This is a genomic window from Saprospiraceae bacterium (genome assembly GCA_016712145.1).
GTDB lineage: Bacteria > Bacteroidota > Bacteroidia > Chitinophagales > Saprospiraceae > Vicinibacter.
In genome coordinates this window covers 1,014,320-1,029,509 of sequence record JADJRO010000001.1, presented here as the reverse complement: position 1 = coordinate 1,029,509, position 15,190 = coordinate 1,014,320, and the positions used below count along the sequence as shown (strand labels likewise).

General features: G+C 37.9%; 8 protein-coding genes, 1 tRNA gene and 1 pseudogene. 6 read left to right on the top strand and 4 right to left on the bottom strand.

Features of this window, described 5'->3' with window-relative positions:
- From IPK91_04490 to IPK91_04480, 3 genes are all read right to left on the bottom strand, one after another.
- Positions 1-804, bottom strand: coding sequence for an SDR family oxidoreductase (locus tag IPK91_04490; protein ID MBK8296533.1), 804 nt, complete (start codon positions 802-804; stop codon positions 1-3).
- Between the two features lie 83 nt (positions 805-887).
- Positions 888-2,537 (bottom strand): DNA repair protein RecN, encoded by a 1,650-nt coding sequence (gene recN, locus IPK91_04485; GenBank protein ID MBK8296532.1) that lies wholly within the window; start codon positions 2,535-2,537, stop codon positions 888-890.
- A 9-nt stretch (positions 2,538-2,546) separates the two neighbouring features.
- The gene (locus tag IPK91_04480; protein ID MBK8296531.1) at positions 2,547-4,427 is read right to left on the bottom strand and encodes a tetratricopeptide repeat protein; all 1,881 of its coding nucleotides are present in this window, start codon (positions 4,425-4,427) and stop codon (positions 2,547-2,549) included.
- Positions 4,428-4,526: 99 nt separating this feature from the next.
- Between IPK91_04480 and lpxD the strand changes: the two genes are divergently transcribed.
- The 5 genes and pseudogenes from lpxD (at position 4,527) to IPK91_04455 (ending at position 8,573) form a co-directional block, all read left to right on the top strand.
- Positions 4,527-5,555 (top strand): UDP-3-O-(3-hydroxymyristoyl)glucosamine N-acyltransferase, encoded by a 1,029-nt coding sequence (gene lpxD / locus IPK91_04475; GenBank protein MBK8296530.1) that lies wholly within the window; start codon positions 4,527-4,529, stop codon positions 5,553-5,555.
- 3 nt (positions 5,556-5,558) lie between these two features.
- On the top strand, positions 5,559-6,944 hold the full coding sequence (locus tag IPK91_04470) for a bifunctional UDP-3-O-[3-hydroxymyristoyl] N-acetylglucosamine deacetylase/3-hydroxyacyl-ACP dehydratase (protein ID MBK8296529.1): 1,386 nt from the start codon (positions 5,559-5,561) through the stop codon (positions 6,942-6,944).
- Positions 6,945-6,946: 2 nt separating this feature from the next.
- A pseudogene (gene lpxA, locus IPK91_04465) lies at positions 6,947-7,727 on the top strand (acyl-ACP--UDP-N-acetylglucosamine O-acyltransferase).
- Between the two features lie 6 nt (positions 7,728-7,733).
- The gene (locus IPK91_04460; GenBank protein ID MBK8296528.1) at positions 7,734-8,360 is read left to right on the top strand and encodes an ABC transporter ATP-binding protein; all 627 of its coding nucleotides are present in this window, start codon (positions 7,734-7,736) and stop codon (positions 8,358-8,360) included.
- A 141-nt stretch (positions 8,361-8,501) separates the two neighbouring features.
- A tRNA-Arg gene (locus IPK91_04455) sits at positions 8,502-8,573 on the top strand.
- A 625-nt stretch (positions 8,574-9,198) separates the two neighbouring features.
- Here the strand turns inward: IPK91_04455 and IPK91_04450 are convergent.
- Positions 9,199-10,323, bottom strand: a complete 1,125-nt coding sequence (locus tag IPK91_04450; protein MBK8296527.1) for a histidine kinase — start codon at positions 10,321-10,323, stop codon at positions 9,199-9,201.
- Positions 10,324-11,097: 774 nt separating this feature from the next.
- On the opposite strand from IPK91_04450, the gene IPK91_04445 reads away from it, so the two are divergent.
- Entirely contained in the window at positions 11,098-14,892 is a 3,795-nt protein-coding gene (locus IPK91_04445; protein ID MBK8296526.1) for a T9SS type A sorting domain-containing protein, read from the top strand.
- The last annotated feature ends 298 nt before the right edge of the window (positions 14,893-15,190 follow it).

Sequence of the window (15,190 nt, the reverse complement as noted above, 5' to 3'; positions counted from 1 at the left end):
TTATAAGTTTAATACAGCAGGATTCATTCCCATTGTGGAAAATCCTCCATCGTGATATAAATTTTGCATGGTAACCATTTTTGTCAAATCGGAAAACATGGCTACGCAATAATCCCCACATGCATCCGCAGATGCATTGCCCAACGGACTCATTTTATCAGCATAATCATAAAATTCTTTAAATCCCTTCACCCCGGATCCTGCTGTGGTCCAAGTAGGCGACTGTGAAATGGTATTGACCCGTACTTTTTTTAAGGTTCCAAAGTGATACCCAAAACTTCTGGCAAACGATTCCAACAATGCTTTCGATTCTGCCATTTCTCCATAATCCGGAAATACGCGTTGCGCAGCAATGTAAGTCAATGCTAAAATGGAACCACCATCTGCGATGGCATCCAGTTTTAAAGCAGACTGCATCAATTTATGAAACGATATTGCTGAAATGTCAAAGGTCTTTTGCATGAAATCATAATTGGTATCGGTATAATGTTTTCCCTTCCGGACATTTAAAGACATTCCAATAGAATGAAGGATAAAATCAATTTTTCCTCCTAAAATTTCGGTTGATTTCTTTAATAAATTTTCCAGATCCTCAACAGAAGTTGCATCTGCTCCAATTAGTTCGGCGTGTAGCTTTTCAGACAATTCCATGATTTTGCCCATACGCAAGGCTACAGGTGCATTTGTTAAGGTTATTTTAGCACCTTGTGAAACACATTTTTCGGCAACATGCCAGGCAATGGATTGCTCATCCAGGGCTCCAAAAATAATTCCTCGTTTATTTGCTAGTAATTGATTTGACATAACGGGTATTTTTAGCAAAATTACATTGGATCTCATTAGGAATGTCCTAAATTATAGAGACCTGGTATTAATTATTTAAAGATTTACAGACTGATCAATTCAGTAGCATTAATTAATGCAGCTTTCGTGGGTGGCTCGCCACTCAGCATTTTGGCTAATTCATGGAGCCGTTCGTCTTTGTTGAGTTTACGAATATTTGTGACGGTGTCGGTTTGAGTATGTTCTTTAAAAACATAATAGTGTTGGCTTGCTCTGGATGCAACCTGGGGCGAATGGGTGATGCAAATTAATTGGTGCGTCTGAGCCATGTTTTTAAGGATATTTCCCATTTGGAGGGCTATTTGACCGGAAACTCCGGTGTCAATTTCATCAAAAATCATGCAAGCTCCGTCATTTTTAGTCGCCACTAGGGATTTTACCGCAAGATTAAAGCGAGCAAGTTCGCCACCCGATGCCTGGTCTTTTAAAGGGCGTAAGACACCTCCTTTGTTGGCACAAAATAAGAAGTCAATCTGATCCATTCCTTGGGCATTAAGCACTTCATTTTGTTGTAATTGAATGTCAACGCGCGCATTAACCATTCCAAGACTAATCAATAATTTCTGGATGTTCGCTACCAATCCGGGAATCGCAGCGATTCGTTTCTTTGAAATGTTTTGCGCTTCTTTTGTAAGTTGATTTTGTAATTGCTCTATTTCTTGTTGAAGTTTGATTAAATTTTCATCAGACATGGATAATTGGCTCAATTTGATTTCCAATTGATCTTTTAATTGGATTAATTCGATTTCTGTCTGGACTCTGTGTTTTTTCAACAATCGGTTGAGTTGATCCAGGCGTTGATTAATTTCTGTAATTCGTTCCGGACTTAATTCAGTCTGATCGGCTATTGATTCTAATTCCAAACTGAGGTCTTTTAATTCCGTTCGAACGCCATCCAATCGTTCGTAAACCGATTTTAAATTCGCATTGACCTGAAGATTCTTTACCAGGGAAATGCTTGTCTGGGTTTGATCCAACAGGCCTTGTTCCCCTTGAATGAGTTCAAAAATCTGCATGCAATTTGTTTTAATTTCCGCTGCTTTGGTAACCAGTTTTAATTCATTTTCAAGTGTGTCTAGTTCATTTTCTTTCAATTGGGCAGCATGTAATTCGTTCCATTGAAATTCAATGAATTCCTTTTCAAGCATACCGGATTTTAAGGATTCTGCTTGTTGTGTATATAAATTTTTTAAGCTTTGAAATTGCTTGAATTTAATTTCATAGTTAGAAACAGCGTCTGTCAAACCCGCATATTTATCTAAAGATTCCATTTGAAAGGATCTATCAAACAAATCCAAATGATCAAATTGTTGATGAATGCTTAATAAGTATGGAGCAATTGATTGGATTATCGTTAATAATACCGGACTGTCATTAATAAACGAGCGGGTTTTTCCGGTTGGTAAAATTTCGCGTCTTAATATCAGTGTATTTTGATTTTCAAGTTCGAAGCGATCATTCAATTGCAATAAAAGTTCGTCGCTGATTTGAAATTCAGCTTCAATGATGCATTTTAGTTCAGTATTTTTTAAATCTTTAACATCCGATCGGTTTCCAAGAACTAGTTGTAAAGCGCCAATAATAATGGATTTGCCGGCACCGGTTTCTCCGGTCATTGCAGTAAATCCACCTTCCCAATTCATTTGCAATTGGTCAATGATGGCATAATTTTTAATTGAAAGACTGGTCAGCATCGGATCAGATTATTGAATGGCTTGTCCCAATTGTTGAGCGCGTTGAAAATCTTGATTTGCAGCATCAATTTTTCCTAAACTTTGTAAAGTTTGCCCTCTTTCTGCATAAAACAAACCTGAATTAGGATTTAAACGGATGGCATTATTAAAATAGCTGAGTGCTTTTTCAGATTGGTTTAATAAAACCAAGCAGCGTGCTCCTTCAAACCAAAGTTCCGGACTTTTGGAATCCAATTTTAAATAGGAATCAATATCTGCTAAAGCCAAATCTGTTTTTCCTGCCTGATTGTATAAAATGGATCGATTGAGATAACCGACCTTCCAATTTTTATTGAGTTCCAATCCTTTGTTGATATCAGATAAAGCCTCATCCCAACGTCCTAATTTTGCTTTCGCTGCACCACGATTGACATAGTACTCAGCTTCCGGCTTCATTTTAATCGCCTGATCATAATCCTGTATAGCTTTTAAATCTTCATTTTTATTAAAAAATAAGCGTGCGCGGCTGTTGTAGGTAGCATGTCCTGCTTTATATTTAATAGCCATGTTGTAATCCTCCAAAGCCCGGTCAAATTGTTTTAAATCCCTTAAGTAATTCGCACGATTGTTATAGGGCAGGGGTGTGTTTTGATAATATTTCAACACATGTGTCCAAAGGGTTTCAGAGTTTTTCCAGATTTTAGTTTGGTTGTAACTTATAAAACTTAAAACCACTAGATATAGACCCAGAGCAGCAAAGCCAATTGACTTCATTTTGGGTTTCTCAATCAACCATTTTTGAGTGTAAAAACAAAAGATAAAAAACAAACCAATGTAGGCAATGTAGGTAAATCGGTCTGCTAAATACCCTTGACCGGCAGCGAGAATTTGAAGGAGAAAAACGATGTTAAAAAAGAAAAACATAAATCCAAAAACCAAGGCTTTTGCATTTTTCTTGTAAGCATAATAAATACCATAAAGCATTATAATTGCAGCGGGCAAAGAGAGATAATGCCAGATGCTTAATTTTTCCGGATAAGGATAAAGCGGAGACATCATATAAGGTACCAGCCATTTGATACAATAGGTAATCAGGCTGTATGAACCAATAAAAAGGCGATCAAGACCGGTGTGGACCATAGAATTGGTTTCAAGGGATCCCTGATCTTTTAAAAATAGGATGCCAATAATTCCAAATAAAAAAGCAGCTAAAAAATAATGAGCTTTTTCCAATACCAATTTAAGATTCAACGGACGGTCTTTATAATAATCAACTGCAAGCATCGACAACGGCAAAGCAACCATCTGAATTTTAGCAAAAAGCCCGATGATAAATAAACTAAATGCGAGTAAGGCTTTCCATTTTGCAGGCTTGTCAAGGTTTCGAATGTAGAGGTAGAGGGCAGGGCAATAAAAAGCACCATACAAAACGTCCTTACGTTCAGTAATCCAGGCCACAGATTCTACCCGCAGCGGATGGAATGCAAATAGCGCCGCACCGATTAAAGCAAACCAAACATTGAGTTTGAGTGCTTGAAATATTTTAAAAACAAAATATACACAAATTAGATGGAGTAAAATATTTACCAGGTGCATCCGACTTGCATTCATGCCATAAATAGAATGTTCAATGGCAAAACTGAGGATGCTTAATGGATTGTAATTTCCTATTACATTTTGAGTGAAAATTTCTGCATATTTATGTTCAAGGACTAATTTGTTTTCATAGGTATTTCGGTCATCATCCCAGTTTACAAAATCGCATTTAATTGCTGGGCTAAATATGATAAAGGTAAAAACCAATAAAAGCAGGATGTATAAACTGGAATTAACTGAATTGCCGGATTCGGGTATTTGAGCTTCCACCTTTAGGGGAGGGGAACTGAAGGTTTTGGTTTTCTTTTTGGCCATTTAGAAGAATCTGAGCAAACAAAGGTACAAAAAATGGATTTGGTGCTTCCTGATTGGCTTTTGATTCCTAGCTTTCTAACGAATTTGTAGATTTGTGCTGTGAAGATAACAGCCGGTGAATTAGCAGCCTTAGTTCATGGAACCTTGGAAGGCGATCCGAATATCATAATTACCCACCCCAGTAAGATTGAAGAAGCGGTAGATGGGAGTTTGTGCTATTTGGATAATTTACAGTATGAACCTTATTTATACCAAACAAAAGCCTCTGCTGTGTTGGTAAATAACGGCTTTCAAGCCAAGACCGAGGTAAAACCTGCCATCATTCGCGTTGAAAATGTGCGATTGACTGTCAGTGAGTTATTCAAAAAATTCCAGGAATTTCCCCAAAACAGCGGGATAGATCCAAAGGCTGACATCCATGATTCAGTGGTTCTAGGGGAGTCGGTAAGTGTTGGAGCTTATACCAGCGTTTCAGAATCTGTAAAAATCGGCTCTGGGTCTTACATCCATCCTCAGGTTTATATTGGTAAAAATGTACAGATTGGAGATCAGGTGATCATTTATCCGGGAGTTCGCATTTATCAGGACTGCATAATTGGGAATCGCTGTATAATTCATTCAAATGCGGTTATCGGGTCAGATGGCTTCGGTTTTGCACCAGACGAACGTGGGATCTATCAAAAAATAGCCCAATTGGGAAATGTGGTATTAGGAAATGATGTAGAAATTGGATCCAATACAACGATTGATCGGGGAACCATGGGTTCCACCAAAATAGGAGATGGCTGTAAATTGGACAATCTCATTCAAATTGCCCACAATGTCCAAATTGGCAATCATACGGTGATAGCGGCACAGGCAGGAATTGCCGGTAGTGCCAAAATAGGTAGTTATTGCATGATTGGAGGGCAAGTTGGTATTGCAGGTCACTTAACCATTGCTGATCGAACGATGATCCAGGCACAAAGTGGAATTGCCAGTTCATTGGAACAATCCAATGGAAAGTGGTATGGATCGCCAGCCATGGAATATTTTGCTTTTCTAAGATCCTTTGCCGAGTTTAAGAAATTACCCGCGTTGGCTAAGAAGTTAAAAGAACTGGAGGATAAATTGAAATCTGAATCATAATACATGAATCAAAGAACAATAATTTCGGACGTTTTCATAGAAGGGGTCGGACTGCACACGGGCTCTTTTGTTAAGATGAAATTTAAACCAGCTCCTGAAAACTACGGAATCCGGTTTCAACGAATGGATTTACCAGATCAACCCATCATTGCTGCAGATGTTAGTAAGGTGGTTTCAACCAATCGGGGCACAACCCTTCAGGAAGGAGTCGCACAGGTTTGGACCGTTGAACACGTACTTTCAGCACTTGCCGGTTTGGAAATTGATAACGTATTGATTGAATTGGATGGCCCTGAAATTCCAATTAAGGACGGAAGCGCAATGGACTTTGTAAATGTGCTGATTGGCAGTGGAATTATCGAACAAAATGCGGAGCGGGAATATTTTAAAATCATGGAGCCTATTTCCTTTGAAGACGAATCTACTGGCGCCGAATTTTTAGCATTGCCTTCTGAAAAGTTGGAAATCACTACGATGATTGATTTTAACTCAAAGACCCTTGCACCCCAATATGCAAGTCTTGAGCACATTGAAGATTATAAAACTGAAATTGCCCCCTGCAGAACTTTTGTTTTTTTGCATGAGTTGGAAGCGCTGTTAGATCAAAATTTAATAAAAGGTGGAGATTTAAACAATGCCATCGTCATCGTTGATCGTTTGATGAGTCAGGAGGAATTGGATGAATTGGCGAAAAAACTAAATAAGCCCAGCGTTAAAGTAGAACGAGAAGGGGTGTTAAATACCATTAAACCCTATTTTGACAATGAGCCAGCACGTCATAAGTTGCTTGATGTGTTGGGTGATTTGGCCTTAGTAGGCAAACCAATTCTGGGAAATATTTTGACCAAAAAGCCAGGACATAAATTAAACATTGAATTTGCCAGAATTCTTAAAAAGAAGCTGATTGAACAAAAGAAAATGCAGGGAGTTCCGCATTATGATCCTGACAAGGCGCCCATATTTAATACTTCCCAAATACAGGCGATGCTTCCACATCGCTATCCATTTTTAATGGTGGATAAGATTATTGAAATCTCAGAGAAATCGGTGGTTGGGGTAAAAAACATTTCAATCAATGAAGCCCTGTTTCAAGGTCATTTTCCGGGAAATCCAGTATTTCCAGGCGTCCTTCAAATTGAAGCCATGGCTCAAACAGGAGGCATTATGGTGTTATCCATGCAAGAAGAACCCCATGCCTGGGATACCTACTTTTTAAAAATTGACAACGCGAAATTTAAGCAAAAGGTCATGCCGGGGGATACCCTGTTGATTAAAATGGAATTGGTTGCTCCGGTGCGCAGAGGCATTGTACAAATGCTTGGCACGGCTTATGTAGGAAGTAAAATGGTTTGTGAAGCAGACTTAACGGCACAAATTGTAAAAAGATAAACATGAGCGGCATTCAAAGCAATATACACCCAGGAGCCATATTGGGGAAAGGGACCGTTGTTGAACCCTTTTCAACCATACATAATGATGTTATTATTGGTGAAAACTGTTGGATTGGTCCTTTGTGTTACGATCATGTCCGGTACCCGAATCGGAAATGGTTGCAAAGTGTTTCCAGGAGCTGTTGTAGGTGCGCCGCCTCAGGATTTAAAGTTTGCAGGTGAAAATAGCTTATTGGAAGTAGGTGACAATACCGTGATCCGGGAGTGCTGCACATTAAACCGCGGCACGAAAGCAGCAATGACGACTAAAGTGGGCTCGAATTGTCTATTAATGGCCTATGTACACATTGCACATGATTGTTTTGTTGGAAACAATGTCATTTTGGCTAACAGCGTCAATCTTGCAGGACATATTGAAATAGAAGAATATGCAATTATTGGAGGCATGAGCGCCATCCATCAATTTGTCAAAATAGGAATGCATGCCATGGTTGGAGGTGGATCCTTGGTTACCAAAGATGTGCCGCCCTATGCAAAAGCGGCAAGAGAACCTTTGTCCTATGAAGGAATCAACTCGATTGGTTTAAAACGGAGAGGGTTTAGTGTAGATCAGGTCAATAAAATTCATGAAATTTATCGCTACTTGTTTGTGAAATATAAAAATGTTAGCAAAGCGATAAAAGCTATTGAAGTGGAATTGCCGGATTCACCTGAAAAAGATGTCATTCTTGAATTTATCCGCAATTCAAATCGCGGCATTATGAAAGGCTATCGACGTTAAACCGCAATGAAAATCGTTGCAAACTCCATATACAAACGGTTTTATAGAAACTGGATTATCAAAGATTTCAATTATACATTTAATCAGGGACAGGTTTATGGCATTGCCGGATCAAATGGTTCTGGTAAGTCTACCTTACTTCAGATTTTATCCGGTATGATGGGGCCCAGTAAAGGGCAGATTCACTATTCAATAGACGGCAAGGAACTTGAGGAGGAAAATTGGTTTTCAAAGATCTCCTATGCGGCACCCTATGCAGATGTATATGATTACATGAATGTCAAAGAATTGATTCAGCATCAGCAGCATTTTAAAAAATTCAGAAGTAATATTTCGAGTACTGATTTTATTGAAACCTGTTATCTAAGCGGGCATGAAGATAAATTGATAAAGTACTATTCTTCTGGAATGAAGCAGCGTTTGAAATTGGGTTTGGCCATACTGGCAGATTCTTCTGTATTGTTTTTAGATGAACCCATTAGTAATTTAGACGACCGGGCCAAATTATGGTGTAAGCAATTATTGCAAAACCATTGTGAGGATCGATTGGTTATTATCGCATCCAACGAGCCGGAAGATTTTGAATTGGTTAATTATAAAATAGAATTGGAAATAAATATGAATACAAAATAACAATTGGATGTTTGTCTCAAACTCACTAAGGCTTTTAATAATTGAGGTCCTGCAGTTTAATTGCTGCCCGACCAAAAAAGAATAATGAAATGAGCACTCTTATTAACCAAAAACAGCGATTCAAATAAAAGTCAAACGATAGGTCCTGTAGTTCAACGGATAGAATAGGAGTTTCCTAAACTCTAGATAGCAGTTCGATTCTGCTCGGGACTACTAAATATATTTTATTAAGCAAATCAATTGGCAGTGGGATTCAACAATTCCCTAAAATCAGCCATATAATTACAAACACGATAATGGTTCCTAAACAACCACCACCTAATTTATTTGCACCATATCCTGCAATTAATCCTTTGAATATATTATTCATTGTGTATTGATTTATAATTTTAACTAACCAGCTTCTCTATTTATTGCAGCTGGTATTGCTTTCGATAAATTTTCTTCAACGGCTTTTTCTTCTCTATTTAGGCTTAGCTCCATTTGAATTCGTTTTTCAATCGATAGAACGGTTCAATGGTTTGCAAATGTATTGTGTTCATCCACGCCGCGTGTTACACAATTATAAAATGGTCTTGTATGATTCACATGTTGTTTATTTATAAAAACCATAAGACTTGCTAATAGGACACCGGATATCTCAAGCTGTTTGCATGAAAAAATATTGAACACGTCTTTTTAATTTCTTGCAGTGGAATAAATAAACTCACTCGTTCCTGCTATCACCTAACAACGATCACCTAACAACTAATTAATTTCTCGCAGAGGCGCAAAGAAGCAAAGAAGAAAGGAAGCAAAGAAGCCACAGTTCAAGCTATCAACTAACAACGGTCAACGATCACCTGTCTTCTTTTTTCCTGAAATAATTAAACCATGTCCCATCATAGCGACACACTCCTTTAGAAGTGCCAAACCAAATGGAACCTTTATTGTCTTCAATAATTCCAAATATTACCGGGTTGTCGATTTGATTTTGTTGTGTAATTGTAGAAAACGAATTCCCATCATAGCGATATAATGCAAAATTAGGATGTTCAGCTCCTTTATTATGAGCGAACCACAAAGCCATGTTTTTATCTTCACATAGATACATCACAAAGTAAGGACGTATGGAGTAGTGTAATGACTTGCCATCAAACCGGCAGAGTCCTTTGCCACCAGCTTGTGTGGCATTGCAACCTATCCATATGTTATTTTTGCTATCTTCAAATAGTGATGCTACTTTTTGAGGTGGAAAATGATCCCGATCTGTAAAATTCGTAAACGATTTGCCATTATAACAATTCATTCCTTTATTGGTTCCAATCCAAATTTTTCCATTTTTATCTTTTAGTATTGCATTTATAAAATGATCATTGAGTCCGTCTTCTTCTGTGAAATTTGAAAAGCGCATTCCATCAAACCGGCTCACTCCGTTTTCTGTACCAAACCAAATATTTCCTGTTGCGTCTTCAGTAACACAATTCGCGGTGTTATCAGGCAATCCATCTTTTGTTGTAAAAAGTGTAAAGTGTGTTCCATTGTATCGATACACGCCTCCTCGTGCATGGCCAAACCAAATGTTGCCTTTTGAATCTTCAAATACAGTAGTGACATGAAAACGAATCAGACCTTCTTTCAGCGTATAATTTGTAAAAATTTTACCATCATATTTTATAATCCCGTTCCAACTAGCAAGCCAATAATTACCTGATCTGTCCTGAATCAAATTCCGTACGATGCATTTTGGGCCGTAGACAGAAATGGTATCTTTTGACTCGACAAAATAGGGATCCATGCCTGCATCTAAATACGACTTCATCTCTAGGGATGTTTTTGGTATGCCTAGTCCCAGGTCAATAATTTTTTCTGAATTTTCAAGACTATCTGTTAATTGATCTGATTTTAATTGGGCTTTACATGAATCGCAACCAACAAAACAGAACAATATAAATAAAATTGAATTCGGACGTAAGTGTTTCATTATTCAAAGCTAATTTTATATTCAGTATTTATCTGAAATTTATTTTTAAAAACAAAATACCAAATGAATAAATATATAAATGCAAATTAACAATCAATATAATATTCATGTTTAATGCAGAATTCCAATTAGTCATTGAGAATTGAGCATTGTATATTGAGCATTAATTCTTTGAATCAAGCTTTTTTAATTTTCAATGCTCAATGTTCAATTGGCAATGGTCAATGTAGAATAAAATACAAGAATTCAAAAAAACAAGCAGCTATCCTCTGCCTCCCAAATTCAGGGTTTAAACCCTGAATTTGGGAGGCTAGCTAAATTAATTTTTGTTTAGAAAATCTATATTTTATTGAATCCACGAATCTCAATGAACATTGTTTAATTCCTGCATTGCAGCATTGTAGAATTGCAGTATCGCAACATTGCAGAATTGCAGCATTTTCCTCCGCTGAGCCAGCTTGATGCTCACGATTACTTTAAACTTAACATTGTGTTACATTCGAATGTACTCCAGGACGTAGGCTGAACCTACGCCCAGCGGGGAGGGGAATGCATTTGTGTTGAGTTGATCACGATTTTATTATTACAGCATCGTAGCATAGCAGTATTGGAAAATTCCAATATTTAACGTATCTTTGATATTCAACCTCCGTCACCCTTTTTCAATATAAATCCGGTTTCCGGTTAATTTGCTTATTTTTGGTATAGTCTGCTTTCCATTTTGCCAGACTTTCCAGGTAATTATATTGTATTACTCATTTTAAATAATAGTCTATGTTAAAATTTCGGACATTCCTAATTTTTGGTCTCTGGGTACTGGGAAATCAGGCCTTAAATGCACAAGCACCTGTCCTGGTGGCTCCGACTGATGTCGTCGTGAGCAAAGGATTTTCTTTTGATTTTTCCAATTTGTTGGATCGGACGGATACACTATTTGGTGTATTGCACGATGACCAGAACAATCGGGCAAACCTCGCAACACAGGACCTGGTTTGCATTGCGTATTGCCTTCCCAATCCTTATACAAAATACCCGGGATTGGATACCAATTTTCTTTCTACAGCTCCTTCAATTGCCTGTGATTGGTTTAGCCAATTATACGATATTACCAATCCGGATGATGTTTATACCCTTAGCTGGGGATTGGATGGTTATTACGAAGCATTGGATTCAGATTCAATAAAAATCCGTATCAGCGATCAACGGGTAAATGGACGAGGTCCCATTCTTAGAATCTTTGAAGGCTTTGATTCCACTGGCTTGGTGGTTTCTGATATTCAAACCATTTGGGTGGTGGATTGTGAATGTGTTTACGATCCGGAATTTGATTGTAAGGATGTTGAGGTCAATCTGTATTTAAATCAGGATTGTACTTTGACCATACTTCCAGAATGGTTGCTTGATTTTAGTGCACTCAAACCTTGTAATGAATATTTAAATCTGGAATTGCGCGATTGGATTACAAATCAAAAAATTGACCGCCAGGTAAATTTGGATGGAGCTCAAGTGGATACCCGCGATAAGGGCCGAACCATCAAATACATTTTAACAGATCCATTTACTGGAAATACTTGTATGGGTACATTAATCTTGTTGGATACGCTTGCACCTGTGATTCAATGTCCTGCTGACACCATCGTGGATTGTTCGGTTGATACCCGCCCAATAACGCTGGGGATTCCTTTAGTTAATGAAAATTGCGATGACTACATTCTTAATTACATCGATCAGGTTGTGCGCGGAGGTTGTATAGAGGGTTATGATCGAATTATTACCAGAAAATGGATAGCGACTGATAATTCAGGGAATAAAACAGAATGCCAACATCAAATTAAAGTGAGCTTGCTTTCTATTACTGAAATTATTTTACCTCCAAATTTTGATGGAACCGATCGGAACGCATTAAACTGTGATGAGGTTTATAATAAAGCATTTGACGTCAACAGTCACATAGCCAATTCTCCTTTTTGCATTGATGGTTTTTTATTGGATTCTACACATTGGTATGCCAATCCACTTGAACCAAACATTTATCCAAACAGAAGATTGCCTCGGGTGTTGGGATGGAATCGCATCGAAGATCCTTTGGATGTAAATTTCGGACATCCAAATCCAAAGACCATTTATTATCCAACGCATAAAGATTGGTCCTATTCAGATCCTTTGTGTTGGGGTTTTAATAAACACATCCTTTGGGAAGGTACTGGATTTCCAACAGGGATTGAATGCGCCGACCTCAATATTTCATTCAGAGATTCGATCGTAGAGCATACCACCCCAAATTGCACCACTTCTAATTTGAGTTGTTATGATATTTTTCGGGAATGGACCGTATTGGATTGGTGTACTTTAGAAATGTTGGTATACACACAAAAAATAAAAATTACAGACACAAAAGGTCCTGAGATATTGTATCCGGATACCATAAAAGTCTTCTTGGATCCATCGACGTGTAAAGGCCGATGGGAAGTTTTGGTTCCCTGGTTAACAGACAATTGTTCAAATGAAATTCACTATGTATTCAGTAGCAGTGCAGGTGATATTTCGGGAAATGAAACCACAGGTTTTGTTCTTAGCAATCTTCCAAAAGGAATTTATACAGGAACCATAATAGCCAGTGATTGTTGTGGAAATATTTCCAATAAAGAAACGGTGATTCTGGTTGAAGACAATACACCACCAAATGCAGTTTGTGTAGAAAAATTAAAAGTAACGGTTTCAATAAATCAAGTACCCGGCAAAAATGTTGCAAAGGTATTTGCGCATTGGATGAATAAATCAAGTTCGGAACAATGTGATTCGACTATTTATTTTAGAATCATTCGATTGGATCAATTGCAAGGAACAAGCAATGGATCTGATGATAGTTTAGATGTTACAAATAATTATTGCGTCTTAGTCAATGGAGATGACAACGACAATCTGGATGGAACGCAAATTTACTTTGATGAATTTGCTACCTTCTGTTGTGCGGATGTTGATAATAAGGTACCAATCGTTTTACGTGTTTTTGATCGGGATCCCGGTGCTGGACCGGTATTGCCATCCGATATGGCGCCTGGAGGAAGGCTGCACAATCATTTTAGCGATTGCATAGCTTTAGTTGAAGTTGTAGACAACAGTGTGCCTACCTTGGTTTCTCCTCCAGATATCGTTGTGAGTTGCAGTTTTCCAATTGATATTTCCAAATTGTCAGATCCAAATGATTCTACATTTGGCAGAATCGTTTCGGATTTATCCTTGCGAAATAAAGTAATTAGTTATGATAAAGTATGTCCTAATTTCTGTGTAAAAAATGACATTACAGGCTATCCTGGACCGGTAAACGGACCACCACCTTCAAGTCCACCCGCGACAAACAGGGCTTGTGATTACTCAAATTCATTGTATGACACAATTCATCCGGACCGTTTTTACGAATTGGTATGGGGATTTGATGGCTATGTATTGAGTGCTTGTGAAATCATTCCTGAAATTCAGGTAACAGATTTCCGTAAAGGCGGTCAAGGCAAAATCACACGTCGCATATTAGCATATGGTCCAAATGGCGTTACGGTTACCGCTACACAAACCATTTGGGTAGTTGATTGTCAACCATTTTTTATCAATAAAAACAATGCTTGCGATAGTTTGGATGATGTGATCTGGCCAGGCAATTGTGACGGACAAGCAATCCTTCTGGCGAATTGCAGAGATGATTGGAGTCCTGCAAATCCTTTACTCGGAAGTTTGATTTTAATCAATGACCGAAACTGTAATCTGATTACGGTCGACTATGTAGATACTTTGATTTCCAACAGTCCGGATGCCTGTTTAAAATTGATCCGCACATGGTCTGTCATAGACTGGAATCAATACGAACCGACTTTGGCATTGCTCGATGCGAAATGGACTTATCAACAGATCATTCATATCAACGACGCTGACGTACCCGATTTGCTAACTGTTATAGCAACACCACAAACAGCAGACAGCAGTGGTTTTGCATCAATAGATTTATCAGCCTCTGGAGTCGATAATTGTACTTTAGCTTCTGAGCTTCAGTTTAGCTATTTATTAGATGAGTTCAACGATGGAAGCGGAAAATATCCAGGAGGTTATGATTATCAGGTAGGCTCACTCAGTTTGCAAGAATTTAATGATGGAAAAGTTCCTGCGCTAGCTGACAATCCACGCGCTTTCAATGCCAACAATCCATTCAATGCAAGTGGAAAATATCCGGTAGGAACACATAAAATTATTTGGACAGTCGTTGATGGATGTGGCAATACATTCAGTTCAGAAAAATTATTTGAGATCAAAGAAATTGTCGGTATTGACAACGATAGCAAGGTATCAAATGAATTAACCATCGTACCGAATCCATCAAACGGAAACTTTAAAATTGTATCCAATCAATCCTTCGATTTAATAAAATTGATTTCAAGTACGGGTAAAATAGCAATAGACTATCCTGTAACAGAAAGCAATTTGATAAATTTAAAAGGAATTCCATCCGGTGTATATTTTGTCAAGACATTAAAACAAGGAAAACAACTCGCCATTGCCAAACTCATGGTAATGGAGTAGGAAATATTTTAAAGCACAAATGCATCTACATTTATAATTGGGAATAGCTTAAGCTATTCCCAATTGTAAATGGTGTAGTCCAAATTAACTGACCACTGACCACTAATTCCTAACCACTATTCAGCTAGGCGTAGGTTTCGCCTATGTCTTAAATTTGATAGAAGAAAAGAGACAAGAATTGAATACTGATAATTGCCTACTGAACTATTTCTACGCCAAGAATAGGAGTATGAGAAAAAACTGCATTTAATTTGAATGAAAGCAATTAGCCTGTTGTAGGGCGTATTGTTGAATTATT